The organism is Sinomonas cellulolyticus (assembly GCF_014656475.1).
Classification (GTDB): domain Bacteria; phylum Actinomycetota; class Actinomycetes; order Actinomycetales; family Micrococcaceae; genus Sinomonas; species Sinomonas cellulolyticus.
The window spans coordinates 93,152-118,731 of record NZ_BNCM01000011.1 but is presented as its reverse complement, the minus strand read 5'-3'; the positions used below and the strand labels follow the sequence as shown (position 1 = coordinate 118,731).

At 69.5% G+C, this 25,580-nt stretch carries 22 protein-coding genes; 9 read left to right on the top strand and 13 right to left on the bottom strand.

All coding sequences use genetic code 11. From position 1 onward, the window contains the following. Positions 1-4: 4 nt before the first annotated feature. Positions 5-1,027: a 3-oxoacyl-ACP synthase III gene (locus IE231_RS13885; RefSeq protein ID WP_189694565.1), complete on the bottom strand. Its 1,023-nt coding sequence runs from the start codon at positions 1,025-1,027 to the stop codon at positions 5-7. A 110-nt stretch (positions 1,028-1,137) separates the two neighbouring features. Continuing rightward, the gene (locus IE231_RS13880) at positions 1,138-1,641 is read right to left on the bottom strand and encodes a LysM peptidoglycan-binding domain-containing protein (protein WP_201896933.1); all 504 of its coding nucleotides are present in this window, start codon (positions 1,639-1,641) and stop codon (positions 1,138-1,140) included. A gap of 68 nt (positions 1,642-1,709) precedes the next feature. On the opposite strand from IE231_RS13880, the gene IE231_RS13875 reads away from it, so the two are divergent. Continuing rightward, complete coding sequence (locus tag IE231_RS13875; RefSeq protein WP_189694564.1) at positions 1,710-2,648, top strand: 3-hydroxyacyl-CoA dehydrogenase NAD-binding domain-containing protein; 939 nt, start codon at positions 1,710-1,712, stop codon at positions 2,646-2,648. A gap of 67 nt (positions 2,649-2,715) precedes the next feature. Here the strand turns inward: IE231_RS13875 and IE231_RS13870 are convergent, their stop codons facing one another. Then, positions 2,716-4,101 carry an FAD-binding oxidoreductase gene (locus IE231_RS13870; protein WP_229866990.1) on the bottom strand — a complete coding sequence of 462 codons (1,386 nt, stop codon included), beginning with the start codon at positions 4,099-4,101 and terminating at the stop codon, positions 2,716-2,718. Between the two features lie 49 nt (positions 4,102-4,150). Continuing rightward, on the bottom strand, positions 4,151-5,905 hold the full coding sequence (locus tag IE231_RS13865) for an L-lactate permease (protein ID WP_189694563.1): 1,755 nt from the start codon (positions 5,903-5,905) through the stop codon (positions 4,151-4,153). 273 nt (positions 5,906-6,178) lie between these two features. Here IE231_RS13865 and IE231_RS13860 point away from each other — a divergent pair, with 273 nt between their 5' ends. Then, complete coding sequence (locus tag IE231_RS13860; protein ID WP_189694562.1) at positions 6,179-8,365, top strand: malate synthase G; 2,187 nt, start codon at positions 6,179-6,181, stop codon at positions 8,363-8,365. Then, the gene (locus IE231_RS13855) at positions 8,362-8,790 is read left to right on the top strand and encodes a GlcG/HbpS family heme-binding protein (protein ID WP_189694561.1); all 429 of its coding nucleotides are present in this window, start codon (positions 8,362-8,364) and stop codon (positions 8,788-8,790) included. The genes IE231_RS13860 and IE231_RS13855 overlap by 4 nt, the downstream gene beginning before the upstream one ends. A gap of 111 nt (positions 8,791-8,901) precedes the next feature. Here IE231_RS13855 and IE231_RS13850 read toward each other — a convergent pair whose 3' ends face one another. From IE231_RS13850 to IE231_RS13835, 4 genes are all read right to left on the bottom strand, one after another. Continuing rightward, positions 8,902-10,131: a Dyp-type peroxidase gene (locus IE231_RS13850; RefSeq protein WP_189694560.1), complete on the bottom strand. Its 1,230-nt coding sequence runs from the start codon at positions 10,129-10,131 to the stop codon at positions 8,902-8,904. A 96-nt stretch (positions 10,132-10,227) separates the two neighbouring features. Continuing rightward, positions 10,228-10,965, bottom strand: a complete 738-nt coding sequence (locus tag IE231_RS13845) for an EfeM/EfeO family lipoprotein (RefSeq protein WP_189694559.1) — start codon at positions 10,963-10,965, stop codon at positions 10,228-10,230. A gap of 141 nt (positions 10,966-11,106) precedes the next feature. After that, positions 11,107-11,616 (bottom strand): hypothetical protein, encoded by a 510-nt coding sequence (locus IE231_RS13840; protein ID WP_189694558.1) that lies wholly within the window; start codon positions 11,614-11,616, stop codon positions 11,107-11,109. Positions 11,617-11,675: 59 nt separating this feature from the next. Continuing rightward, entirely contained in the window at positions 11,676-13,175 is a 1,500-nt protein-coding gene (locus IE231_RS13835) for an alkaline phosphatase (RefSeq protein WP_189694557.1), read from the bottom strand. Positions 13,176-13,455: 280 nt separating this feature from the next. On the opposite strand from IE231_RS13835, the gene adh reads away from it, so the two are divergent. From adh to IE231_RS13810, 5 genes are all read left to right on the top strand, one after another. Next, complete coding sequence (gene adh / locus IE231_RS13830; RefSeq protein ID WP_189694556.1) at positions 13,456-14,979, top strand: aldehyde dehydrogenase; 1,524 nt, start codon at positions 13,456-13,458, stop codon at positions 14,977-14,979. 116 nt (positions 14,980-15,095) lie between these two features. Further along, positions 15,096-16,118, top strand: coding sequence for an alcohol dehydrogenase AdhP (adhP, locus tag IE231_RS13825; protein ID WP_189694555.1), 1,023 nt, complete (start codon positions 15,096-15,098; stop codon positions 16,116-16,118). Beyond that, complete coding sequence (locus IE231_RS13820; protein WP_189694554.1) at positions 16,118-16,510, top strand: DUF779 domain-containing protein; 393 nt, start codon at positions 16,118-16,120, stop codon at positions 16,508-16,510. Before adhP ends, IE231_RS13820 begins: the two co-directional genes overlap by 1 nt. Positions 16,511-16,639: 129 nt before the next feature. Next, complete coding sequence (locus IE231_RS13815) at positions 16,640-17,689, top strand: glucose 1-dehydrogenase (protein ID WP_189694553.1); 1,050 nt, start codon at positions 16,640-16,642, stop codon at positions 17,687-17,689. A gap of 1 nt (position 17,690) precedes the next feature. Then, a complete protein-coding gene (locus tag IE231_RS13810) occupies positions 17,691-19,544 on the top strand; it encodes a glycoside hydrolase family 15 protein (RefSeq protein WP_189694552.1) in 1,854 nt (617 codons plus the stop codon). An 8-nt stretch (positions 19,545-19,552) separates the two neighbouring features. Here the strand turns inward: IE231_RS13810 and IE231_RS13805 are convergent, their stop codons facing one another. Continuing rightward, positions 19,553-20,938 (bottom strand): permease, encoded by a 1,386-nt coding sequence (locus tag IE231_RS13805; protein WP_189694551.1) that lies wholly within the window; start codon positions 20,936-20,938, stop codon positions 19,553-19,555. Between IE231_RS13805 and IE231_RS13800 the strand changes: the two genes are divergently transcribed. Further along, positions 20,937-21,341 (top strand): DUF1622 domain-containing protein, encoded by a 405-nt coding sequence (locus IE231_RS13800; protein WP_189694550.1) that lies wholly within the window; start codon positions 20,937-20,939, stop codon positions 21,339-21,341. The genes IE231_RS13805 and IE231_RS13800 overlap by 2 nt on opposite strands. Before the next feature lie 9 nt (positions 21,342-21,350). Here IE231_RS13800 and IE231_RS13795 read toward each other — a convergent pair whose 3' ends face one another. The 4 genes from IE231_RS13795 to IE231_RS13780 form a co-directional block, all read right to left on the bottom strand. Next, on the bottom strand, positions 21,351-22,205 hold the full coding sequence (locus tag IE231_RS13795) for a VanW family protein (RefSeq protein ID WP_229866988.1): 855 nt from the start codon (positions 22,203-22,205) through the stop codon (positions 21,351-21,353). 169 nt (positions 22,206-22,374) lie between these two features. After that, on the bottom strand, positions 22,375-23,739 hold the full coding sequence (locus IE231_RS13790) for an MFS transporter (protein WP_189694548.1): 1,365 nt from the start codon (positions 23,737-23,739) through the stop codon (positions 22,375-22,377). Between the two features lie 73 nt (positions 23,740-23,812). Then, positions 23,813-24,787 carry a LacI family DNA-binding transcriptional regulator gene (locus IE231_RS13785; protein WP_189694547.1) on the bottom strand — a complete coding sequence of 325 codons (975 nt, stop codon included), beginning with the start codon at positions 24,785-24,787 and terminating at the stop codon, positions 23,813-23,815. Positions 24,788-24,900: 113 nt separating this feature from the next. Then, positions 24,901-25,533 (bottom strand): TetR/AcrR family transcriptional regulator, encoded by a 633-nt coding sequence (locus IE231_RS13780; RefSeq protein WP_189694546.1) that lies wholly within the window; start codon positions 25,531-25,533, stop codon positions 24,901-24,903. Positions 25,534-25,580: the final 47 nt, after the last annotated feature.

The window sequence follows — 25,580 nt, the reverse complement described above, 5'->3', positions numbered from 1 at the left end:
GCGGTCACCAGGCGATTTCCATCATGGCGGTGTTGAGCCCTGAGCCGACTCCCATGCAGAGGACCCGGTCCCCGGCCGCGAGGGACTGCGCCTCGGCGGCGAGTGTCATGGGGAGCGAGGCGGGGCCCACGTTCCCCCAGTGCGGGAACGTGATGGGCACCTTGGCCGGATCCAGGTCGATCGCCCTGATGATGGCCTCGGTGTAGGCGTTGCTGACCTGATGGGTCACATACCGGTCCATCGCGGTCCAGTCCCACTCCTGATGGGCCTCGTGCCACGCGTCGACCACGAGCTGGAGCCCGCCGTCGAGCAGGCCCTTCGTGTCCGTCGCCATGCCGTCGATGCCTCCCACGCACAGCTCGTGGTGCTCGGTGCCGGCGCGCATCACGCCGCCCACGAGGCGGTGTCCGCCGGGGTGCTCGTCCGCGGGCCCCAGGACCGCGGCCGCGGCTCCGGATCCGAGGGTGAGCGTGGCGAACTCCCGGCTGAAGTCCTCCCGCGTGGTCTCGGGACGCTCCAGCCGCGCGAGCGTGGCCTCCTGGGCTGCCTGCGCGTCCTCGCCGTTGACGATGACCGCATACCTGATCTGGCCCGAGTCGATCATGTTGGCGGCCAGGATGAATCCGTTGACGAACCCGAGGCAGGCGTTGGCCAGATCGAAGTTCATGGCGGAGGACGGCAGGCCGAGCCCGTGGTGGATCTTCACGGCGACGGAGGGTTCGAGGTTGCGCCGCGTGACCGAGGTGTTGATCAGCAGACCCACCTCGGAGGCTTCGACGCCGGCCTCTGCCAGTGCCTTGGCGCCTGCCTCGAGCGCGGCGTCGTCGAACGATGTCCCGGCATCCCACCAGCGCCGATGCTTCACCCCGGCGACGCGCTCGAGCAGCCGCGGCGGGAACCTGAGACGCTTCAGGGTGGAGCCGAGCCTCCGGTCGAAGTCCGTGGAACTCACGATCCTCGGAGCCTCGACGCTGCTCACCGAGAGCAGCGCCGTGTTGGTATGCCGGAAGCTTGCATTCCCTGCCAACTCATGCCCCTGTTCGTGTCCATGCTGAATCCATGCGGTGACTGTACCCGCAAGGGCCGTAGCCTAGACGGATCCGTCAGGGCCCAGGAGCGTAGCTTATGCCCGATCGGTCAGGCGAGCGGGATGCGCAGCGACTGGCCCTCGTAGATCACGTTCGGGTCGAACAGGATGTCTCGGTTCGCCGTGAAGATCCTGCCGTACTCGTTGGCGTCGCCGTAGAACTGCTGCGCGATCCCGGAGAGCGTGTCCCCGGCCACGACCGTGTGGAGGGAGAACCCCGAGTAGGTCCCGCCCATGAGGGTGCGCCCGAACGTCACCGGAACGGTGATCGAGGCGGCGTTCTCGGGCAGGCCGCTGGGGTTGGTCGCGGTCACGGTGACGGTGCCCTCGGGCGTTGAGGGAGTGCCGAGCCCGAAGGCGTTGTGGAACAGGGAGAACCCGTTGCCGCCGCCCATGAGGTTGGACTCGGCCACGATGTGGCCGCCGGCGTCGCGCACCGTGACCGATCCGTACACGCCCTCGAAGGCGGAGCCGAGCCCCGCAACCACGACCTGGGCGCCGAGGATGTCGAAGGGAAGAGGGGTGCGGAGGCTGATCTGCGGCAGGATCGACATGCCCCCAGTCTGGGTGATAGGCCCTGATGGGGGAATAGCCCGGGACAACGCCACTGGAGGGACCGCGCATGGCCACGAAGAAGACAGTCGCCGTCATCGGCACCGGGGTGATCGGGGCCAGCTGGGCCGCCTTCTACCTGTCCCGGGGCTTCGCCGTCGCCGCCGCGGATGTGGCCGACGGCGCCGAGGGGCGCCTGCGCGCGTGGATCGACGAGTACTGGCCCACGCTCGAGGAGCTGGGCCTTGCGGAGGGCGCGTCGAAGGACCATCTGACGTTCACCGCCTCGATCTCCGAGGCGTCCTGCGGCGCAGACTTCGTCCAGGAGAACGGGCCCGAGCGGCTCGACCTCAAGCGCTCCATCCTCGCCGAGATCGAGTCGACGGCGCCGGCGGAGACGATCATCGCGAGCTCCTCCTCGGGCCTGCTCATGAGCGACGCCCAGGACGGCATGCAGCACCCCGGGCGTCTCGTCCTGGGGCATCCGTTCAACCCTCCCCACCTCATCCCGCTCGTCGAGGTCCTCGGGGGCCGGCAGACCGCCCCGGAGAACGTCGACGCGGCCATCGCGTTCTACACCTCGATCGGCAAGAAGCCGATCCGCATCAACAAGGAGGTGCCCGGCCATGTGGCCAACCGCCTCCAGGCGGCCCTCTGGCGCGAGATGTTCCACCTCGTCCAGGAGGGAGTGACGAGCGTGGCCGACGTCGACACGGCGATCCAGTACGGCCCGGGGCTGCGCTGGGCCATCATGGGCCCGTTCCTCAACTGCGAGGCCGGCGGGGGCAGCGGCGGCATCACCCACTTCCTCGAGCACCTCGGCCCCGCCATCCGCGACTGGTGCCGCGACCTCGGCGACTACCCCGAGACCGACGACTACATCCCCACGATGGCCGACGGCGTCCGCGCCGAGCTCGCCGGCCGCGACTGGCAGGACGTCCTGGCCGCACGGGACCGCCTCCTGCTGGAGATCCTGGCCGCGAAGCGCACGGCGCCGGAGATCCCGTAGCCATCAGCGGGCCGGCGGTGCCCAGGGCACCGCCGGCCCGCCCATCCCAGGCAGACTCGCCTGAAGCTCAGATGGCCTTGCCGGGGTTGAGGATGCCCGTGGGATCCAGGGCAGACTTGAGGGCCCGCTGGATCTCCACAGACGTCGCGCCGAGCTCCTCGCCGACCCACTCGCGCTTGAGGATGCCCACGCCGTGCTCGCCCGTGAGCGTGCCGCCGAGCCGCTGCGCAAGGTGGAACATGTCGGCGAGGGCCGCCTTCGCCGGGCCGGAGGTGATGGACTCCTCGGGGTCGACCACGATCATCGGGTGCAGGTTCCCGTCGGCCGCGTGTGCCACGCTGAAGATCCTGGTCCCGGTCCGCGAACCGATCTCCTCGAGCCCGGCGAAGGCGTCGGCGAGCCGGTTCCGCGGCACGGCGATGTCCCCGATGGACACCCGGCCGAGCTTCTCGAGCGCGGGGATCGCGTCCCGCCGGGCCTTGACGAGCGCCGCGGCCTCCTCGGGGTCGGCGGCGCGGTGCACGGTCGTGGCGTAGGGGCTGATCGCCGAGGCGATCTCGTCGAGCTCGAGGTGCGCGCCGAAGCCGTCCGTCTGGGCAAGGAGGAAGGCGCCGCCCAGCTCGCGGTGCCGGGTGCCCTCGGCCTGGTCCACTGCGTCCATGGTGGGGCCGTCCATGAGCTCGAGGATCGAGGGCTGGATGCGGGCCGCCGTGATCGCCGACGCCGCACGGCCGGCCGCCTCGACGTCGGGGAAGTAAGCCGCGAGCGTCTCCGTGCGCACGGGGCGCGGACGCAGGCGCAGGGTGGCCTCGACCACCACCCCGAGGGTGCCCTCGGAGCCGATGAACAGGGCGTTGAGGTCATAGCCGGTGACGCCCTTGATGGTGGAGCGGCCGGTGCGGAGGATCCGGCCGTCGGCGAGGACCACGGTCAGCCCGAGGACCGACTCGCGGGTCACCCCGTACTTGGCGCACCACATGCCGCCCGCGTTGGTGGCGATGTTGCCGCCGATCGAGCAGATGGCCGTGCTCGCCGGATCCGGGGCGTAGAAGAGCCCGTGCTCGGCGGCGGCCGCGTTGACCTCGGCGTTCAGGACGCCCGGCTGGACCACGGCGATCATCTCGACGGGGTCGATGCCTACGATGCGGTTCATGCGGGAGACATCGAGCACTATCTCGCCGGCATGGGCGCTCGAGCCGCCGGCCAGGCCGGTGCCGGCGCCGCGGGGGACCACCGGCAGGCCGTGCTCGTGGGCCAGCCGGAGCGCCTGGACGACGTCGTCGACCGACTCGGCGTGGACGACGGCGTCCGGCAGCGTGGGGGGCTCGTAGCCCGAGCGGTCCGTGGCCACGGCGCTGCGTGCCGCGGTGTCGAAGCTGGCCCGGGGGTGCGCGGCGAAGGCGCGGGTGTCAGTGTGCATGGCGTCTGCGGGGACCTCGGTGTGGAGCGTCATGGTGCCTTCTCAGCTCTTGTGGTGATCGTAGGGGAGGACGGCGCCGCGGTCACGGGACCATCCAGGACAGGGGGCCGGTCTGGAGGAGCACGAGGGCCGTGAGGAGGACGAGGAGGCCGATGCTCCAGCCCAGCAGGCGCCGGAACAGCGTGCTCTCGGAGCCGTCGAGTCCCACGGCGGCCGCGGCGACGGCGAGGTTCTGGAGCGAGAGCATCTTGCCCAGCACGCCGGCCGAGGAGTTCGTGGCGGCCATGAGGATCGGTGAGAGCCCGGTGTGCGCGGCGGCGGTGACCTGGAGCTGGCCGAACAGCGAATTGGACGAGGTGTCCGAGCCCGTCAGCGCCACGCCGATCCAGCCCAGCACGGGGGAGAGGAGCGCGAAGATGCCGCCTGCGGAGGCCAGGGCGATGCCGAGGGTGCCGGTCTGCCCGGACAGGTTCATCACGAAGGAAAGCCCGAGGACCGAGCTGACCGTGAGGATGGTCCACCGCAGCACCTTGAGGGTCTCGCCGTAGATCCGCACCCCGCGTCCGAACGGGATCCGGTACAGCGCGAGGGTGATGAGGCCGGAGATCAGCAGCAGGGTCCCGGTGGCCTTGAGGTGGTCGAACCGCATGACCTGGGACCCAACCTGCTTGCCGGCGGGATCCACCACGTCGAGGCCCGGCCAGCGGAACGAGAAGCCGCCGACGGCGGTGAGCCAGTTCTTGATGACGGGCACCTGCGAGAGCGAGAACACCACGATGATCACGAGGTAGGGGCCCATGGCCATCCAGATCTCACGGGCGCTGGGGCGCCCCCCGCCCGTCTCGGCGGCGTCCACCGAGGAGCCTCCGCGCACGCCGTCGGTGGACGAGGCGCCCCCTGCGCGCGCTCCGACGGTGGCCGTGGCGGACGCATCGACCGTGCGGGCCGCCGTTGCACCCTGCCGCGCGGACACCCTCTCGTCCTCGTCGTCGACGACGCGGTCCGCCTCGAGCAGTTCGGCGGGCTGCCAGACGCGCAGCAGGAGCAGGACGGCCCCGATGGCGACGATGCTTGCCAGCACGTCCGTGAGCTCGACCGTGAAGAAGTTCGAGGTGGCGAACTGGACGACGGCGAAGACCACGCCGCCCACCACCGCGGCCGGCCAGGTCTGCCGGACGCCGCGCCGGCCATCCACGATGAAGACGAGCAGCAGCGGGACGATGAGCGCGAGGAACGGGGTCTGCCGGCCGGCCATGGCCGAGACCGTGGCGAGCGGGATGCCGGTGACGCCGCTGAGCGCGATGACCGGGGAGGCCATCGCGCCGAAGGCGACCGGCGCGGTGTTCGCCAGGAGCGCCACTGTGGCGGACTTCAACGGCTTCATGCCCGCTGCCACGAGCATTGCGGCGGTGATCGCCACAGGCGCCCCGAAGCCGGCGAGGGCCTCGAGGAGGGCGCCGAAGCAGAACGCGATGAGGATGACGAGGATGCGCAGGTCAGCCGAGATGGAGCGGATGGTGCTGCCGAGGACATCGAACCAGCGGGTGGCGACCGTCAGCTTGTACACCCACAGGGCGTTGATGAGGATCCAGAGGATGGGGAACACCCCGTAGAAGGCGCCCTCGGCCGTGGCCGAGAGGGCCTGTCCCGCCGGCATCTGCCACACGGCGATGGCCAGGATGACGGAGAGCACGAGGCTCGCGACGGCGGCCTTCCACGCCTTGGTGCGGAAGATGCCGAGCATCACGAAAAGCAGGAGGAGGGGAAGGGCGGCCAGGACCGCCGAGAGGGCGAGCGACCCGTTCAGGGGGTCAATGAGTTGATGGAAGGTGCTCACAGAGACTCCTTTGTCTGTGGCGGCAGCGATTGTCTGCGGCGGCAATGGTGGAACCGGAAGTATGTTTCCGCCTTCCGGAAGAGCCTCTAGGAGTCTAGGTGTGAGGTGTGCCACTGGTCAATGGTCAGTCCACAGTGGTCAGTCCACACTCGCCGTCCTGCGGGACGAGGGCGCAGCGGCATTGACACGGCGGGGTGGCACTGGCTACCTTTCTTCGGGACGACCACGTATTTCCGCAATGCGAAACCAAACTTTCACGCCAAGGAGTTGACCATGGCCGATCGAATCACCATCCACGGGCTACAGGTGGCGGAGGCGCTCCACGCCTTCGTCCGCGACGAGGCCCTGCCCGGAACCGGCCTCGAGCAGGACGCCTTCTGGTCAGGGGCCGCCTCGCTCATCGAGGAGTTCTCCCCGAAGGTCCAGGAGCTGCTGCAGGTTCGGGACCGGATGCAGGAGCAGATCGACGGCTTCCACCGCTCCGCCGGGGCCGGCCCCGTGGACCAGGAGGCCTACGAGGAGTTCCTGCGCTCGATCGGCTACCTCGTGGACGAGCCCGAGGACTTCACGATCTCCACCGACCGCGTGGACCCCGAGATCGCCACGGTCTCCGGCCCGCAGCTCGTGGTGCCCCTCCTGAACGCCCGCTTCGCGGCGAACGCCGCCAACGCCCGCTGGGGCTCGCTGTACGACGCGTTCTACGGCACCGACGTGATCGACGAGGCCGAGGGCCGCGAGCGGACTTCGGGCTACAACCCGGCCCGCGGCGAGGCTGTGATCGCGCGCGCCCGGGCCTTCCTCGATGAGACCGTGCCTCTGGCCGGTGCCTCCCACGCGGAGGCCACCGCGTACCGGATCGAGGACGGCGCCCTCGTGGCTGAGAGCTCCCGCGGCGCCGTCGGCCTCGCCGACCCCTCCCAGCTGGCCGGCTACCGCGGCGAGCCGGGCGCCCCCGAGGCCATCCTGCTCGCGCACCACGGCCTGCACCTCGAGATCCAGATCGACCGCACCCACCCCATCGGGTCCACCGATGCCGCCGGCGTGAAGGACGTGGTCCTCGAGGCCGCCCTCACCACCATCATGGACCTCGAGGACTCGGTGGCCGCCGTCGACGCCGAGGACAAGGTCTCCGGCTACCGCAACTGGCTCAAGCTCATGCAGGGCACGCTCACGGCCGACGTGACCAAGGGCGGCAAGACCTTCAGCCGCAGCCTCAACGCCGACCGCGTCTACACCGCGCCGGACGGCTCGGAGCTGACGCTGCCCGGCCGCTCGCTCCTGCTCATCCGGCAGGTGGGCCACCTCATGACGAGCGACGCCGTCCTCGACTCCGAGGGCAACCGCGTCCCCGAGGAGATCCTCGACGCCCTCTTCACCGGGCTCGGCTCCGTGCACGACCTGCGCGGCCCGCACGCCGGAGGCAACTCCCGCGCCGGTTCCGTGTACATCGTCAAGCCCAAGATGCACGGTCCGGCCGAGGTGGCCGTGGCCTGCGCCCTCCTCGCCGGCGCGGAGTCCGTGCTCGGGCTCGAGCCGCTCACCCTCAAGATCGGGATCATGGACGAGGAGCGCCGCACCTCGGCCAACCTCAAGGCCTGCATCTTCGAGGCGCGCGAGCGGGTCGTCTTCATCAACACCGGCTTCCTCGACCGCACGGGGGACGAGATCCACACCTCGATGCTCGCCGGTCCGATGGTCCGAAAGGCGGACATGCGCTCCACGAGCTGGATCAAGGCCTACGAGGACTCGAACGTGGACATCGGCCTCGAGTGCGGCTTCCGCGGCCGGGCGCAGATCGGCAAGGGCATGTGGGCTGCGCCGGACAACCTCGCGGACATGCTCGAGCAGAAGGTGGCCCACCCGCTCGCTGGCGCGAACTGCGCCTGGGTCCCCTCGCCGACCGCCGCGACCCTGCACGCGATCCACTACCACCAGGTCGACGTGGACGCCCGTCAGGCGGAACTCGGCGCGGGGCGGCGCTCCACGCTCCGGCAGCTCCTCACCATCCCGCTCGGCGACCCGGCCGGGTGGGACGAGGATGCCCGCCGCAACGAGCTCGACAACAACATCCAGAGCACCCTCGGCTACGTGGTGCGGTGGGTGAGCGCCGGCGTCGGCTGCTCCAAGGTCCCGGACATCGGGGGAACCCCGCTGATGGAGGACCGCGCCACGTGCCGGATCAGCTCCCAGCACATCTCCAACTGGCTCCTGCACGGCATCATCACGCGCGAGCAGGTGGAGGACTCCCTGCGGCGCATGGCCGCCGTCGTGGACGAGCAAAACGCCGGGGACCCGGACTACGCGCCCATGGCACCCTCGTTCGACTCCGAGGCGTTCCTCGCCGCGCGCGAGCTCGTGCTCGAGGGAGCCAGCCAGCCCTCGGGCTACACGGAGCCGATCCTGCACCGCCGCCGCGAGGCGCAGAAGGAGGCCGCCGGCCTGGTCGGGAGCGCCTCGTGAGCATCGGACTGGCCACCGCCCGCAGCCTGGTTGACGAGGCCCTCGCCGCGGGCCGCGAGCAGGGCTTCAAGCCGCTGACCGTCGTCGTGCTCGACGCCGGCGGCCACGTTGTCGCCGCAGCGCGGGAGGACGGTGCCTCGAACAACCGCTTCGAGATCGCGCATGGCAAGGCCTACGGTGCCCTCGCGCTCGGGATGGGGTCCCGGGCCCTCATGGAGCGCGCCGAGCAGCAGGCCTACTTCATCACGGCGGCGGCAGCCGCGCTCGGCGGCCGCCTCGTGCCGGTGCCCGGCGGCGTGATCGTCCGCGGGGCCGACGGCAGCGTGGAGGGCGCGGTGGGGATCAGCGGCGACACCTCGGACAACGACGAGACGGCCGCCGCCAAGGCCGTCCAGTCCGTGGGCCTCACCGCCCAGGTCGCCTGAGGGCCGGCCGAGGCATCCACGGCCGAGGCGCATGAGGGGGCACACGTTAAGGAAGGCGTACGACGGCGGGGGCGTCCCGCCGTCGTACGCCCTTTTCCAGCCCGGTCACCGTCAGGCGAACAGGCCCTCGCCGAGAAACCCGTCCTCACCGGCGACCCCCGGCGGGACGAAGAAGTAGCCGCCGCCGAACGGCTGGATGTAGTCGGTCATGGGCTCATTGATGAGGCGGGCCTGGGTGGCCTCGAACTGCTCCTGGATGTTCTGCTGGAAGCTCGCGAAGATCAGCCCGGCCTGCATGTTCCCGTTGAGGTCGACGCCCATCTCGTAGTTGTACCCGCGGCGCAGCATCCGCGACTTGGAGGTCTCCTGGGTTCGCGGATTGGCGAGCCGGATATGGGCGTCGAGGGGGATGGTCTCGCCCTTCGGGTCGGAGGCATAGTCCGGCACGTCTGTCTCCTTGGCGGCCCCGAGCGGCGCACCCGTTGCGCGGTGCCGCCCGATCATCCCGTCCTGCTCGCCGAGGCCCACGCGGTCCCAGAACTCGACGAGCATGCGGATCAGCCGCACCACCATGAAGGTGCCGCCCTCCGTCCACGCGGGCTGTCCAGAGCCCTTGCCGAGCCACACGAGCTGTTCTCCCTCGGCGGGATTGACGATCCCGTCCTTGTACCCGAAGAGGTTTCGGGGCGCGCCGTCCGGCCGGGGGCCACTGTGGAAGCCGTTGATCTTCCACTGGAGCTGGAGCTGGCCGCGGGTGGCCTTCATGATGTCCCGCAGCGCGTAGTGGACCATGTCCGTCGAGTCGGCGCAGAGCTGCAGGAGGAGATCGCCCCCTGTCCATGCGTCGTCGATGGCGTCGTTGGGGAAGACCTTCAGGTCGGTGAGACCATGGGGCTTCTTGGACGCGAGGTCGTAGGCGGGGTTGTCGAACAGGCTGCCGGCGAGGCCAACGGTCATCGTGAAGTTCGCTGCGGGGACGTCGTCGCCCATTACGCCAGAGTTCACTGGCGGCGCCCCATCCACGCCCGTCTGTTCGACAGCTGGGAGTGCCTCCGAAGCCTTGTGGCCACCGCCGAGGATGCGGCCCTTGAGCGTGAGCCGCTGCAGGAGGGCCTTGAGGTCAGCGACGTCCGTGCACAGCACCCGGAACGCTGCGAAGCAGGACGCCTGCTGCTGGGCGGTGGGCCGGTAGACACCCGCCTGGTTGGCGCCATGGAAGTCGACGGTATCGGCGGCCGTCGTGGTGGACGGCTGGGCGTCGGGGGAGGCGCAGGAAGCGAGGAGGCCGGCGGTGGCGGCGCCTGAGGCGCCGACGAGGAAGGTGCGTCGTTGGATGTCCACGGTGTGCTTTCGGTGCGAGGGGGAGGGGCGACGGCGCGTGGCCGGTTCAGTCTGTCGCCGCGGCGCGATGTCACCGCCGCGCAGCGTCGATGCGACTCAGTCGGTCGAGAAGAGTGCGGGGGCCAGCGCGAGCGATTCGAGCGCGCGACCGATCGCCCCGTTGACGTGCTGACGTTGCTCTAGGGGCACGTCCCGGTAGGGGACCCATTCGCCGGATGGTGACCGTGCGGCGTCGACCGCCGCGGAGAGCTGCCTGAGTTGTGCATCGACCGCCGCCGGGTAGCCCTTCCTGCGCCCCTCGAGCAGCCCGCGGAGGAGGCCGAGGACCTCCTGCGTTGCATCGACGTCCGCGCTGGTCAGCGCGAGTGCCATGCCGGATCCCTGGTCTCCCAAGCCGGAGAGGTGGTCCCGCACCGAGTCCTCGAGGATCTCGTGCAGCCGCAGCGGCATGTCCGCCGGCTCCACCGCGGTCTCGGGAAGGTGGGCCTCGAGTGCGTCCAGATCCGTGAGTAGCTTGCCGACCACCGGCATGAGCTCCCCGGGCGTCTGGCCGTGCCAGAGCCCGTACTCGATGCGCCGCAGGCCGGCGAAGTCCGGGCTCGTGGCACCGCCCTCGAGCCCGCGGGACCCGGGGGCGATCGCGTTCCCGAGGTCGCCGAAGCTCCCGTACGCCGCCCCGACGCGCTGCCATGTCTGCTGGGCGGAAAGCCACGTCGCCCTCGCCGCGTCCGTGTCCGCATTGCCGATCTGGGCCTTGAGCGCGGTGACGTGGACCCGCAGTTCGCCGAGGCGCTCGGCGACGTAGGCGTGATAGGCGCTGACGGCGTCCGCCATTGTCGTAGGCGGTGCGGCGGTCGTGGGCATGGCTGACCTCGGGCTGGTGCGGGGGGCGCCCCTTCTGGAGCATGGCAAGGTGAGCCTAACCTAACCAAAATTAGGGATCAAATATGTTGCGGAATTAGTCCGTTTGGACCGCTACTCGTTGACGAGGACGGGCGCCCCGACGGCGGCGGACTCGGCCCTGCCGGCGAACTCCGCCGGGACGGGGATCCTGAACTCCTCCGACTCGCTCGGCGGCCCGGCGTGCTGGTGGCCGGCGTCGCCGTCGACGTGGTGCTCGAAGCGCGCCGTCGTGAGGAGCTTCCCGTCGCGGTCGTAGAAGCCTGCGACCACCACGAGTTCGAGCAGGTCGCTCACGTCGGACGTAATGCGCACGGCGCCCGCGGCGGCCTCGCCATCGAAGGCGAGGCCGTCGATCTCGAAGCGGTCGTCGAAGGCTCCGTCAGCGCGGACGGCCTGTCCGGGCTGGGGCCGAGTGGCCTTGAGCGAGGGCAGGTCCGGCTCGCCTGTCGGGGCGGCGAGGCCCGGCAGCTGCGTCTGCACGGAGACCGGCTGAGGGGCTGGGCCGCTGGTGGCGGCAGGGGCGGCCGAGCAGCCGGCGAGGAGCGCTGCGGCCGTGATGGCCGGAAGAAGGAAGGGCTTCATGAGGGGTCCTGGGAGAAGGGAGGCCAGGGGGCGGCCGGAGCCGCCCCCTGGCGGGGGGATCAGCGGAGCCGGAGGGCGTCCGCGACGATGCCGAACAGGTCGGTGTTGTCGACGGTGCCCTGCAGCTTCTCTGAGCCGGCCCCGTAGGAGTAGACCGGGACGTCGGCACCCGTGTGGTTGCCGGAGAGGTAGGTCAGCCAGAGGCTGGCCTCCTTGGTGCCGTCCCTGACGCCGGCCGGGTCGTCCGCGGTGCGGAAGGTGGCCGGTGCGAAGTTGTGCGGGTCGGCTGCGCCGGCGCCGTTGACGATCCCGGTGGAGCGCGAGGCGTCCTTCGTGTTGCCGCTCGGGCGGCTCGGCGTGGAGTTGTTCGCCGTGTTCCCGCCATCGACGTTAACCGGCGGGTTGGCCGCCTCGGCGTTGGTGAACGAGCCCTTCTCGATGACATTGAAGCCGGCGCACTCGTGGTCCGCCGTGACGATGACGAGGGTGTGGCCGTCCTTCTTCGCGAAATCGAGCGCCACGGCGACGGCGTCGTCGAACGCCTTGATCTCCTCGAGGGTCTGTGCGGCGTCATTCGCGTGCGAGCGCTTGTCGATCAGGGCGCCCTCCACCTGGAGGTAGAAGCCGTTGCCCTTCTCGCCGCCCTTGCCGAGGAGGTCGATGGACTTCGTGGTCATCTCGGCGAGCGTCGGCTCCTTGGCCTCGGCGGAGGCCGGGTTGTCCTGCTTGGACTTCTCGACCGTCAGGTTGCCCTTGTTGAACAGCCCGAAGACCTTGCCGCCCTCAGCCTTGGCAAGGTCGTCCTCCGTGGCGACCGTCTGCGACGCCGGTGAGCTGAGGACCTCATAGCCCTGGTCGCGCAGCGCCTTCTCGTCCTCGTTGTCGAAGCGGCTCAGCCCGCCGCCGAGGATGACGTCGGCGGTTCCGTTGCGGGCGATCTGCTTGGCGATCGGGGTGACGCGAAGGTCGCTCGTGGGCAGCTCTGCGCCACCGGTGACCTTGGTGTCCTGGCAGGACTTGGCCGAGTACACCGGGCCCTGGCAGCCGCGGGCGAGGGCGTGGCTCATCTGTCCCGCCGGCGTCGCATCGGTGATCTCGGCGGTGCTGACGTTGCCCGTGCGGTAGCCGGCCTTCTTGGCCATCTCCATCACGGTCGGCGTCATCTCGCCCTTGGCGTCCACGCCGAGCGCGGCGTTGTACGTCTTCACGCCCGAGGCCCAGGCGGTTGCCGCTGAGGCGGAGTCCGTGACGTAGTTCGGGACGAAGTCCGGCTGGCCGGGCTGGCCCGAGTTCTTCTCCGCCGCGTAGGTGCTCACGAAGCCGTGCGAGGGCAGGGTCTCCATGACCATGCGCCCGTTGGCCCCGTAGAACCGCTCGCGGCCGGCGGTGACGTGCGTGCGCCCCATGCCGTCGCCGAGCAGGTAGATGACGTTCTTGATGCGGCCGTCGTTGGCGGCGGGCGCGGCCGACGCCGACTCCGCCGTCCCCACGCCGACCGACGTGGCGATGATCGCCCCGACCGCGCAGGCCGAAGCGAGCGCAGCAACAGTGCGCTTCATGGTTCCCTCCAGGGTGCTGTGAACCGGCGCCGGGCAAGGGCGTCGCGGCCGGGACTGATGTCAGGGCCAGCGGCTACTCTCGCGTGGCCGCAACAACTGGAAGCAGACTGCAGGTGAACTGGACGCAACCTGACAATCCAGGGCGCCGTGATCCGCACCACAAGGTTGCAACCCGACCGCAACCCCCGCACTCCTACGCTCGCTGCAACAGCCGGTTCCACGATGGGGGAGCCGGGAGAGGGCCGGCACCACCGGCCCCGAGAGACAAAGGAGTTTCGCCATGACTGTCTACGCGTTCCCGGGCACCGAGGGCTCGAAGGTCACCTTCAAGGACCGGTACGAGAACTTCATCGGCGGCGAGTGGGTCGCCCCGGTCGGCGGGGAGTACTTCGAGAACATCACCCCCGTCACCGGAAAGGTGTTCTGCGAGGTCGCGCGCTCGCAGGCGGCGGACATCGACCTCGCCCTCGACGCCGCCCACAAGGCCGCCCCCGGCTGGGGCAAGACCTCCGTCGCCGAGCGCGCCCTGATCCTGCACCGCATCGCCGACCGCATCGAGGAGAACCTCGAGATGCTCGCGGTCGCCGAGACGTGGGACAACGGCAAGCCCGTCCGCGAGACGCTCGCCGCGGACCTGCCCCTCGCCGTCGACCACTTCCGCTACTACGCCGGCGCCATCCGCGCTCAGGAGGGCTCGCTCTCCCAGATCGACGAGAACACCACCGCCTACCACTTCCACGAGCCCCTCGGTGTGGTCGGCCAGATCATCCCGTGGAACTTCCCGCTCCTCATGGCCGTGTGGAAGCTCGCCCCCGCGCTGGCGGCCGGCAACGCCGTCGTGCTCAAGCCCGCCGAGCAGACCCCGGCGAGCGTCCTCGTCCTCGCCGAGCTCATCGGCGACCTGCTCCCGGCGGGCGTGCTCAACATCGTCAACGGCTTCGGCGTCGAGGCCGGCAAGCCGCTCGCCTCGAGCCCGCGCATCCGCAAGATTGCCTTCACCGGCGAGACCACCACGGGCCGGCTCATCATGCAGTACGCGTCCCAGAACCTCATCCCCGTGACCCTCGAGCTCGGCGGCAAGAGCCCGAACATCTTCTTCGAGGACATCGCCGCGAAGGACGACGCGTACTACGACAAGGCCCAGGAGGGCTTCACCCTCTTCGCCCTCAACCAGGGCGAGGTCTGCACCTGCCCGTCCCGCGCCCTCATCCAGGAAGGGATCTACGAGAAGTTCCTCGGCGACGTCGTCGAGCGGACCAAGAAGATCAAGCAGGGCAACCCGCTCGACACCGAGACGATGATCGGCGCGCAGGCCTCCAACGACCAGCTCGAGAAGATCCTGAGCTACATCGAGATCGGCAAGGCCGAGGGTGCCAAGGTCCTCACCGGCGGCAAGCGTGCCGTCCTCGAGGGCGAGCTCGCGGGCGGCTACTACGTCGAGCCGACCGTGTTCGAGGGCAACAACAAGATGCGCATCTTCCAGGAGGAGATCTTCGGCCCGGTCGTCTCGGTCACCAAGTTCTCCGACTACGAGGAAGCCCTCGAGATCGCCAACGACACCCTCTACGGCCTCGGCGCCGGCGTGTGGTCCCGTGACGGGAACACCGCCTACCGCGCCGGGCGCGACATCCAGGCCGGCCGCGTCTGGGTGAACAACTACCACGCGTACCCCGCGCACGCCGCATTCGGCGGCTACAAGTCCTCCGGCATCGGTCGTGAGACCCACCTCATGATGCTCGAGCACTACCAGCAGACCAAGAACCTCCTGGTCTCCTACGCCGAGTCCAAGCTCGGCTTCTTCTAAACCACTGCGCGGAGGCAGCGCACGACGGCGGTGACTCGCCGCCGTCGTGCGCCCCACCGCCCGCGCTTGCCCACCTGCTTCACCCCACCACCGCTGACATGCAAGGGAGCATGACCATGAGCACCACCTTCACTGCCGCCGTCGTCCACAATTTCGGCGACGAGCTCACCATCGACCAGCTCGAGATCCCCACCCCCGGCCCCGGCCAGGCGCTCGTGAAGCTCATCTCGAGCGGCGTCTGCCACACCGACCTGCATGCGGCCCAGGGCGACTGGCCCGTCAAGCCCAAGCTGCCGCTCGTGCCTGGCCACGAGGGCGTCGGCACGGTCGTGGCCGTCGGCGAGGGCGTCACGGACGTCAAGGAGGGCGACCTCATCGGCAACGCCTGGCTGTGGAGCGCCTGCGGCACCTGCGAGTACTGCCGCACCGGGTGGGAGACCCTCTGCGAGTCGCAGCAGAACGGCGGCTACGGCGTGGACGGCTCGTTCGGCCAGTACATGCTGGTCGAGACCAAGTTCGCCGCCCGTATCCCCGAGGGTGCGGACCCGTACGAGGTCGCCCCGGTCCTCTGCGCCGGCGTGACGGTGTACAAGGGCCTCAAGCAGACCGAGGTGCGCCCCGGCGAGTGGGTCGTCATCTCCGGCATCGGCGGGCTCGGGCACATCGCCGTCCAGTACGCGGTGGCCATGGGCATGCGCGTCGCCGCGGTGGACGTCGCCGACGAGAAGCTTGCCCTCGCGAAGAAGCACGGCGCCGAGGTGACCGTCAACGCGTTCGCCGAGGACCCGGCCGAGGCCATCCAGAAGGCCACCGGCGGCGCCCACGGCGTCCTCGTCACGGCGGTGCACCCGGCCGCCTTCGGCCAGGCCATCGGGATGACCCGCCGCGGCGGCACCATCGTGTTCAACGGCCTGCCCCCGGGCAACTTCCCGGCCCCGATCTTCGACATCGTGCTCAAGGGCCTCACCATCCGCGGCTCGATCGTCGGCACCCGCCAGGACCTCGAGGAGGCGCTCGACTTCTACGCCCGCGGCCTCATCCACCCCACGTTCCACACGCGGGACCTCGAGGAGATCAACCAGGTCTTCGACGAGATGCACCACGCCAAGATCGACGGCCGCGTGGTCATCAAGTACTGATGCCTGCCACCCTCGATGCACGGCCGGCGCGGCCCGGGGAGGACTTCTCCCGGGTCGCGCTGACCGCGCCGGCCGCGGCCCTGCTCGACACGCTCTGGGAGCGCCATGGCCCGCTCATGTTCCACCAGTCCGGCGGCTGCTGCGACGGGTCCGCGCCCATGTGCTATCCCGCGGGGGAGTTCATCACGGGCGACGCCGACGTCCTCCTCGGCGTCTTCGACCTCCCCGGGCGGGGGGAGCTCGGCTTCTGGATGTCCCGCGAGCAGTTCTCGTACTGGTCCCACACCCACTTGACGGTCGATGTGGTGGTGGGCCGGGGGAGCGGCTTCTCCCTCGAGGCACCCGAGGGCAAGAGGTTCCTCATCCGCAGCGAGATCCTGGACATCGCCTAGGGGCGCGCCAAGCCGAGAGCCGGCTGGGTGCGGCCTTACGGGCAGCTCGGAATCCGTTTCGGGCGCCGTCCACCGGGAAGCCTTCACAGGTCAGCGAAGAGCAGCGACCGCGTGAGAGGTGGAGACACCGTGAAGGCATTGGGCGTCACCCCGGGGAAGAAGGACTCGCTCGAGCTCCTGGACATCGATGAGCCCCAGGAGAGCGAGGGCAGCGTGCTGGTGGAGGTGATCGCCGTCGGCCTCTGCGGGACCGACAAGGAGATCGTCTCCGGCCAGTACGGCGAGGCCCCCCCGGGGAGCGACCACCTCGTCCTCGGGCACGAGAACCTCGGCCGCGTGGTCTCCGCGCCCGACGGCTCCGGCCTCTCCGAGGGTGACCTCGTGGTGGGGATCGTGCGCCGCCCCGACCCGGTCCCGTGCGCCGCCTGCGCCCAGGGACAGTGGGACATGTGCCGCAACGGCAAGTACACCGAGCACGGGATCAAGGGCCTGCACGGGTTCGCGCGGGAACACTACCGTGCCGATCCGGACGCCATGGTGAAGCTCGACCCGGCGCTCTCGGACGTGGGCGTCCTGCTCGAGCCCACCACGATCGTGGCCAAGGCGTGGCAGCACACCGAGGCCATCGGCCGGCGGGCGTTCTTCGAGCCCAAGGTCGCCGTCGTGACGGGCGCGGGGCCCGCCGGCCTGCTCGCCGCGCTCCTCGGAGTGCAGCGCGGCCTCGAGGTGCATGTCTTCGACCGTGTAACCGACGGCCCGAAGCCAGACCTCGTCAAGGACCTCGGGGCCACCTACCACAATGACACGCTCACGGACTCGGGCGTCCTGGCCGATGTGCTCATCGAGTGCACCGGCGTACCCTCGGTGGTCATGGAGACCATCACTAAGCATGGCCTCGACGCCGTCACGTGCCTGACGGGGGTCTCCTCCACAGGCAAGCGGCTGCCCGTGGACGTGGGCGCCGCCAACCGCGAAGCCGTGCTCGGCAACGACGTGGTGTTCGGCTCGGTGAACGCCAACCGCACGCATTACGAGGCCGCGGCCGAGGCGCTCGCGAAGGCCGATGCCGGGTGGCTGAAGCGGCTGATCACGCGCACCGTCAAGCTGGAGGACTTCTCCCAAGCGTTCGAGCGCCAGGAGGACGACGTCAAGGTCGTCCTCGACGTCAAGGGGTCTTGAGATGGCCCGGATCGAGGACTATGCGCTGATCGGTGACCTCCACACCGCCGCGCTCGTGAGCACCGAGGGGTCCATCGACTGGCTCTGCCTGCCCAACTTCGACTCCCCTGCCTGCTTCGCCTCCCTCCTGGCTGACCCGGGTGCGGGACGGTGGCTGATCGCTCCCGAGGGGGCGGGGACGTGCACCCGCAGGAAGTACCGGGAGGGCACCCTTGTCCTCGAGACGGAGTGGGAGGTCGACGGCGGGACGGTCCGCGTCATCGACTTCATGCCCCCCCGCGACGACGTCGCGGACCTGGTCCGCATCGTCGAGGGCGTCAGCGGCACGGTCACGATGCACACCGACCTCGCGATGCGGTTCGACTACGGCCACGTGATCCCCTGGGTGCGCCGCAGCGACACCGGCGTGCACGCCGTGGCTGGCCCGGACTCGATCTACCTCGCCACGACGGTGCCGATCCACGGCGAGCACATGCGCACCATGGGGGACTTCACGGTGTCCGCGGGGGAGCGCGTGCCGTTCGTCCTCTCCTGGGCACCCAGCCACCGGCCCCGCCCGCGCAAGGTGGATGCCGAGAAGGTGCTCGCGGGCACCACGGACTACTGGAAGCAGTGGACGGCGAAGAGCAAGGCCGCCGGGCCGTACGAGGAGGCCGTCCAGCGCTCGCTGATCACACTCAAGGCCCTGACGTACATGCCGACGGGCGGCATCGTCGCCGCGGCGACCACCTCACTGCCCGAGCAGATCGGCGGCCCCCGCAACTGGGACTACCGCTACTGCTGGCTGCGGGACTCCACGTGGACGCTGCAGTCGCTCATCTCCGGCGGCTACACCGACGAGGCCGTTGCCTGGAGGAATTGGCTCCTGCGCGCCGTCGCCGGTGATCCGGCCGACCTCCAGATCATGTACTCGCTCCACGGCGCCCGCCGGCTCACCGAGACCACCCTCGACTGGCTGCCGGGCTATGAGGGGTCCTCCCCGGTGCGGATGGGCAATGCCGCCGCCGGCCAGTTCCAGCTGGATGTGTGGGGCGAGGTGCTCGACGGGCTCGCGCTCACCCGCAATACCCTTTCGAAGGACGGCGACGAGTCCTGGGACCTCCAGACGGCGATCATGGAGCACCTCGAGAAGATCTGGGACAAGCCGGACAACGGCCTGTGGGAGATGCGCGGCCCGCGGCGGCACTTCACGCATTCCAAGGTGATGGCCTGGGCCGGCGCCGACCGCATGGTCAAGGCCGTCGAGCAGGCCGGGCTGCCGGGGCCGGTGGACAGGTGGCGTGAGGTCCGCGACCGGATCCACGCCGACGTCCTCGAGCACGGCTTCGACAAGGAGCGCAACACCTTTGTCCAGTCCTACGGCAGCGACCAGCTCGACGCGAGCCTGCTGCTCATCCCGCGCGTGGGTTTCCTCCCGCATGACGACCCCCGCGTCATCGGGACCATCGAGGCCATCCAGCGTGACCTGACGCAGGACGGCTTTGTGCTCCGGTACCTCCCCGAGGCCAGCAATGACGGCCTCCCGGGCCACGAGGGCATCTTCGTGGCGTGCTCGTTCTGGCTCGTCGAGGCCCTGCTGGGCGCGGGGCGCCGCGACGAGGCCGAGGACCTGTTCCGGCGGCTCCTGGATCTCAGGAACGATCTGGGCCTGTTCAGCGAGGAGTGGGACCCCGTGGCGAAGCGCCAGCTCGGGAACACGCCGCAGGCGTTCAGCCACTTCGCGCTCATCACGACGGCGATGCAGCTCCACGAGGGCGACACGCGCGGCAGCAACGCCCCCGTGAAGGGCAAGGAGGGCCAGGCGACGAAGAAGGAGGAGAACCCCGCGCCACAGGACGCCAAGTCCTCGGGGTGACCACTTCACTATGGGCGGTCATGGTGTTCCGCGGTGTCGCTGCCCGTGCCCGGATCGTGGTGTGCGTGCTCGTGCTGGTCGGGTGATCCGCCCATCATCGTGAGCATCCCGGCCCCACCGTTCTTGAAGAACCTCACGACGAGGAAGGCGGCAACGACGAGGAAGACGATGTTCAGCCATGTGGTGTAGTTCCACGAGACTGATGCCTCGATCGCTGTGGCGTTGCGCGATGTGGGGGTGAGGCCGGTGACCGCGAAGAGGGCCTCGACGGCGTAGCCGGCCAGCACCATGGCGAGGTAGAACGTCGCGGTGATGCGCAGCGCGGCCCGGCCCCCGTAGTACTTCCGGTAGATGAGGATGACGGGGATGACGATGAGGTCCGCAAAGATGAAGCTGGCCACTCCACCGAAGCTGATGCCGCCGTTCCAGAGGACCGCCGCGAGCGGCACGTTGCCCACCGAGCAGACGAAGCTCAGCATGGCGATGACGGGCCCCACCAGCGGACCCCAGAGTGCTGCGAGGAGGGGGTGGCCTTCGAAGAAGAACGCGCGGAGCCACTCCTTGGGGACCCAGGCGGCGAAGGCTCCGGCGATGAGCACGCCTCCGGCGATGTCCCGCCACACTGAAGCCCAGTCCATGACGAAGTAGTTGGCCACGGCATCGAGGCCCTTGCGCGAGAAGAGCCGCTGCCAGAAGGTTCCCCCGCTCTGGACGGACATGTCCATGGCAGCGTGGCCCTCCATCGACCCTGCGATGCCCTTCTCTGCCTGCTCACGCGCGGCGTCGACGATCTTCCCGCGCATCCAGAGCCGGAAGAAGAGGGCAACGAGGAGGATCATGAGGGGGCCGCCGATGAACTCGGCCAGAGTGAACTGCCATCCCATCAGCAGTGCCAGAATGAGGCCGAGCTCGATGACGAGATTGGTGGAGGCGATCTCGAACGCCATAGTCGAGGCGAAGCTGGCGCCCTTGCGGAAGAGGGAGCGGGCGAGGGCAACTGCTGCGTAGGAGCATGAGGATGAGGCCGCACCGAGACCCGTGGCGGCCGCGAGGGCCTTCGGGGAGTCTCCCGAGAGCAGTCTGGTCACATGCTCGCGTCGCACGACGGCCTGAACGACGCCGGAGAGCGTGAAGCCCAGGATGAGTGGCCAAAGGATCTCCCACGCCATGGCACCCGCCATGGCCAAAGCGTGAAGGAGAGCATCGAGAATCTCCAAGGGGCTCCTCCCCGGCGCGCTAGTGCAGCCGTGCCGCTGCTCTGGAGCACTTCCCAGCACTGGAATGGGCAAACATGGGCCTCGTGGCACGGTCCCCGCTCGTGCTCTCTGGGTTTCGCCTGCACCGGACCGGGCAAACTGCGGGAGACGCAGCCGGCGGACCAGGAGGGGCGGCATGGATTTCCGCACGACGATCGAGACAATCGGGCAGTGGCTGGATTTCGCCGGCGTTGCGACGACGGTCATCGGCGCTCTCGTCTCAATCCCCTTGGCCTTGCGGCAGCGAGGCAGGCCCGAGGGGCTCACGGTCTACCGGTCCTACCGGCAGCTGCTCGGCCGGTCGATCCTTCTCGGTCTTGAGCTTCTCGTCGCGGCAGACATCATCAAGACGGTCGCCGTCACGCCCACTCTTGAGGGCGTCGCGGTGCTTGCCGTCATCGTCCTCGTCCGGACGTTCCTGAGCTTCTCCCTGGAGCTGGAGATCACCGGCCGCTGGCCCTGGCAGAAGGACAAGTCGGATTCGCGGCCCGGCTCGTCTCGCGCACCTCAGGACCGGGAGGCTGGGCCCGGGGGCCCCTGACCGCTTCGCCTACCCTGGCAGCGCCCTCGACAGCACGCTTCGAGGGTCCTCGTCGAGGATCGGGGAGCGGATCAGCTCCTCCGGGTAGCAGACCAAGGCGGTGTTGGTCGAGAGGTGCTCGCGCAGTACCTCCGATCCGGTGCGCTTGTCCCGCGCAGTGCGGTGGATGGAGTTGTAGCGGTACACGCTGCCGTCCTGGCGGAAGAAGCAGGCGTCCTCCTCGTGGATGTGGTACTTCAGCGGGAGGGCGGATTCCGCCCGCAGCTCCCCCGAGAGGTACTCCTCGCCAACGGACACCCGGAGCTGGAAGGTCTGCTCTGCCGTGTTGCGGAAACGGTAGTCCAAGTAGTTGTAGACGATGGAGGTCCCGGTGCCGAACGGAATCTGCCGGTTGAAGTCCGGGAAGAGGTCGAGGCCGGAGTGGTGGTGGTGCTCCACGATCTCCAGAGGAGTGTGCAGGACCATCCAGTGGATCAGGTTGGTGAACTGGCACATGCCTCCGCCGATCCCGCTCGCGGCCCGGTCGTGGTCGATGGTCAGCCCTTCCCTGTAGCCGCGGCGGGCCGTCACGGGGCCCACCAGCTTCCAGAAGGAGAAGACCTCCCCGGGGCGTATCAGCACGCCGTCGACCCGGGGCGCCGCGATGGACAGGCTCACGGCCTTGTTGTCCTGCAGCTCCGGGTTCACATTCCCCAGCCGCCGGCGGATCAGCGAATTGTGCCGGTAGACGAGGACCGGGAGGCTGGACGCACTGCGGGCCCGCGCCAGGTGGAGGGTTGGCCGCAGGTCGCTGACGTTCCTCAGGAGCCTGCCTTTGGCGATGGAGATGCGGTAGGTGACCGGGTGGATCTCGCCGAACAGCATCCGTGGCATGGTTTTCCCGTCGAGTTTCACGTCGAGCCAAGAGCGTGGTATCGGCCACAGCGTATCCGGGCGGTTCGGTCTAAGCCCCTCGACACGCACGACACCGGCCGCTCACCTCGTGGGGCGAGCGGCCGGCGTCGTGCGCAGCGGCGTCAGGTGCGGGGGTGGGCTACTTCGTGCCGCGGACGGGGTTGCCCAGCTCGTGGATCGGCGTCCTGTAGGTCTCGCGGGCCCAGATGGCGCCGACGAGGGCCAGGAGCGTGGAGCCTGCGACGATCCAGGCCGCCGGTCCCCAGTTGGCGGCGACCTTGCCGACGAGGGCGGTCCCGAGAAGCGGTGTGAAGCCGGCGCAGAGGATGCCGATCTGGAGGCCGACGGCCATGCCCGAGTAGCGGACGCGGACGTTGAACAGCTCGGCGAACCACGCGGGGTAGATGGCGTTGGACATCGCGTAGGTGCCGGCCGTGATGAGGGTCGAGACCACGAACACGAGCGGGATGTTGGCCGTGGAGATCGCCCAGAAGTACACGAAGATGAGCACCGTGGAGCCCGAGATGCCGGCGATGAAGATCGGCTTGCGGCCGAACTTGTCGGCGAACATCGCGGACAGCGGCTGGGTCGCGATGGCGAGCACGTTGCCGACGATGCTGACCCACAGCATGGTCTGGGCGTTGATGCCCACGGAGACGGCGTACGCGAGGCCGAAGGACTGCATGAAGGTGTTGGTGACTGTCTCGAAGGACATGAGTGCTACCTGGATGAACTGCGCAGGGTGCGTCTTGAGCATGTCGAGGAAGGGCAGCTTGACGAGCTCGTGGTGCTGGGCCTTCTCCTCGAAGACGATGGGCTCCTCGAGCGTGCGGCGGACGAGGTACGCCACGATGAGGACCACGATCGAGGACCAGAACGGAATCCTCCAGCCCCAGGCGAGGCGGTCGGCCTCGGACATCGCGGCGACCGGGAGGAACACGAGGGAGGCGAGGACGATGCCCGTGGAGATGCCGCTCATGGAGAACGAGGGGAAGAAGGCGCGCCGTCCCACCGGGGACTCCTCCATGGTCAGCGCCGAGGCGCCCGCGGTCTCCGCGCCGGCGGAGAGGCCCTGCAGGAGGCGGAGCGCCACGAGGAGGACCGGCGCGAGGTAGCCCGCCGCGTGGAAGTCCGGGAGCGCGCCGATGAGGAAGGTCGAGGCCCCCATGAGCACGAGCGTGAGCACGAGGGTGTTCTTGCGTCCGATCCGGTCGCCGAGGTGCCCGAACACGATCGCGCCGAACGGCCTCGCGATGTAGGCCACGCCGAAGGTCGCGAACGAGGAGATCTGCGCCACGACGGGATCACCTGAGGGGAAGAAGATCTTCGAGAACACCAGGGACGCGGCAGTCGCGTACACGAAGAAGTCGTAGTACTCGAGCGCACCGCCGAGGAAGGCTGCGAGGGCGGCCTTCTTGGCCCGCCGGACGCGGTACGCCTGCTCCTCGGGGGTCGTGATGTCGGGATCGACGATGCCTGACGGCGTGTCGGAGTGGCTGCTCATGAGCTGGCCTTTCGTGGCATAGCAAGGGGTACGGAAGGGACAGGTGGCGGCGGTGCGCCGGAGGGGGGTGCGCTCAGACGAGCGCGGGGGCCGGGCCGGTGCTGTTGCGCACCACGAGGTCGCCCGAGAGGTGGACGGTGCTGGCCGGGCGGTCGGGGTCGCCGATCCGCTCGGTGAGCATGCGGAGGGCGACGGCGCCGCCCCGCTCGTACGGTGTGGTCACGGTAGTGAGGGTGGGCCGGGAGGCGGAGGCGAGCCAGATGTCGTCGAACCCGATGACGCTGACATCCTTCCCGGCCTGGACGCCGCGATCGGCGAACCTGTTGATGCACCCGAACGCCATGAGGTCGTTGTGGGCGATCACGGCGGTCACCGGCTCGGCGAGGACGAGGTCCGCACCACGCACGCCGGCGGTGTACGTGGGCTCGGAGTGGGTGAGCACGCGCAGGGTGACGCCGAGGTGGTCGGCGGCCTCCTCGGCGGCGGCGAGGCGGACGCGGGAGGAGTAGTTGTCCTCGAAGCTCGCCAGGTACGCGATGGCCCGGTGCCCGAGTGCCGCGAGGTGCTCGACGGCCTGCCGCGCGCCCTCGGGTGCGGAGAGGACCACCGAGGGCAGCCCCTCGACGATGTGGTTGATGAGCACCACGGGCGCCATGGCGTCGAGCGCCCGGATGCGCTCGGCGTCGAGCCTCGGAGCGAAGACGATTGCGCCGTCCACGCGTCCGATGATCCGCTCGAGCTCCTCGGCGTCCGCCTCCGGGTCGTCCTCGCCGTCCACCATGATGAGCGAGAGCGACTGCCGGCGGCACGCGGACTGGATGGCCTGCACGAGCGGGGGGTAGTAGGGATTGGAGATGTCCGGGATGTACAGCGCGATGGTGCCGGTGAGCTCGGCCTTGGCCGGAGCCGCCGCGTAGCCCAGCTGTGCTGCCACCTCGAGGATCCGCTCACGCGTCTCGGTGTTGACCGAGTCCGGGCGCGTGAAGGAGCGGGAGACGGTGGACTTGGAGACGCCCGCAGCTGCGGCGATCTCGGCGATCGTGGCCATGGGGACTCCTCATTCCTCCGACTTTCATGTGGTCGCCATCACAGCGACCACATCAGAATGACATCGTTACTGCAACAAGTCAATGGGTTGCAGAAACAATGCAGCATGAGGTTTCAGGCGTTCGGGAGCGCGGCGCGGAGCATCGCCGCCAGCCACGATTCGTACCGCTGCGGCGCCCATCCCCTCTCGACGACCAGATGCCGGTAGTTCTCGACGCTGATCAGCGTCCACACGGCGTCGGTCGCCTCCAACGCCTCCGAAGCCGGGACCCCGAACGCCTCGCGCACGAGCCATGCGCAGTCGGCGTGACGGCGCATCGCTCCCCCCGCCACCGCCGAGGCGACCGTCGGGTCGTCGTGCCCCGCGGCCGCCGCGACGGCCAGCAGGCGCCAGCTCCTCTCGTGCGCGCGGCGTACCACCCGGGCGAATTCCTGCACCGCCGGTTCCGCGTCCGGCCGGCCGGCGAACGCCTTCCATGTGGGCGACTGCCCCAGGGGGAAGTCGGGATGCTGCACCACCCGGCTCGTGACGACCGCCACGAGGAGCTCGGCCTTCGAGCCGAAGGCGGCGAACACCGAGGCCTCGGACGTGTGGGCGGCCCGGGCTATCGCTGCGGTGCTGCTGCGGTGATAGCCGTCCCTGAGGAAGAGGTCGGCGGCGGCATCGAGGATGCGTGCACGCGTGGCCGCCGCCTTGGCCTCGCGCGTGGGGGAGGCGTAGGGGCGCTTCTTGACGGTCCGGCTCATGGGGGCCATATTAGATGAGTAATCCTCAGCCAATATCGGATGACTGC

What these genes read in the sequence shown, in the direction of transcription:
- IE231_RS13805 (WP_189694551.1), bottom strand. Translation starts at nt 20,938, where the DNA reads ATGCCGCCCCTCCTGGTCCGCCGGCTGCGTCTCCCGCAGTTTGCCCGG.
- IE231_RS13845 (WP_189694559.1), bottom strand. Translation starts at nt 10,965, where the DNA reads ATGGCGGACGCCGTCAGCGCCTATCACGCCTACGTCGCCGAGCGCCTC.
- IE231_RS13860 (WP_189694562.1), top strand. Translation starts at nt 6,179, where the DNA reads ATGGCCGATCGAATCACCATCCACGGGCTACAGGTGGCGGAGGCGCTC.
- adh (WP_189694556.1), top strand. Translation starts at nt 13,456, where the DNA reads ATGACTGTCTACGCGTTCCCGGGCACCGAGGGCTCGAAGGTCACCTTC.
- IE231_RS13835 (WP_189694557.1), bottom strand. Translation starts at nt 13,175, where the DNA reads ATGAAGCGCACTGTTGCTGCGCTCGCTTCGGCCTGCGCGGTCGGGGCG.
- IE231_RS13880 (WP_201896933.1), bottom strand. Translation starts at nt 1,641, where the DNA reads ATGTCGATCCTGCCGCAGATCAGCCTCCGCACCCCTCTTCCCTTCGAC.
- IE231_RS13875 (WP_189694564.1), top strand. Translation starts at nt 1,710, where the DNA reads ATGGCCACGAAGAAGACAGTCGCCGTCATCGGCACCGGGGTGATCGGG.
- IE231_RS13800 (WP_189694550.1), top strand. Translation starts at nt 20,937, where the DNA reads ATGGATTTCCGCACGACGATCGAGACAATCGGGCAGTGGCTGGATTTC.
- adhP (WP_189694555.1), top strand. Translation starts at nt 15,096, where the DNA reads ATGAGCACCACCTTCACTGCCGCCGTCGTCCACAATTTCGGCGACGAG.
- IE231_RS13810 (WP_189694552.1), top strand. Translation starts at nt 17,691, where the DNA reads ATGGCCCGGATCGAGGACTATGCGCTGATCGGTGACCTCCACACCGCC.
- IE231_RS13840 (WP_189694558.1), bottom strand. Translation starts at nt 11,616, where the DNA reads ATGAAGCCCTTCCTTCTTCCGGCCATCACGGCCGCAGCGCTCCTCGCC.
- IE231_RS13820 (WP_189694554.1), top strand. Translation starts at nt 16,118, where the DNA reads ATGCCTGCCACCCTCGATGCACGGCCGGCGCGGCCCGGGGAGGACTTC.
- IE231_RS13785 (WP_189694547.1), bottom strand. Translation starts at nt 24,787, where the DNA reads ATGGCCACGATCGCCGAGATCGCCGCAGCTGCGGGCGTCTCCAAGTCC.
- IE231_RS13790 (WP_189694548.1), bottom strand. Translation starts at nt 23,739, where the DNA reads ATGAGCAGCCACTCCGACACGCCGTCAGGCATCGTCGATCCCGACATC.
- IE231_RS13780 (WP_189694546.1), bottom strand. Translation starts at nt 25,533, where the DNA reads ATGAGCCGGACCGTCAAGAAGCGCCCCTACGCCTCCCCCACGCGCGAG.
- IE231_RS13795 (WP_229866988.1), bottom strand. Translation starts at nt 22,205, where the DNA reads ATGCTGTTCGGCGAGATCCACCCGGTCACCTACCGCATCTCCATCGCC.
- IE231_RS13870 (WP_229866990.1), bottom strand. Translation starts at nt 4,101, where the DNA reads ATGACGCTCCACACCGAGGTCCCCGCAGACGCCATGCACACTGACACC.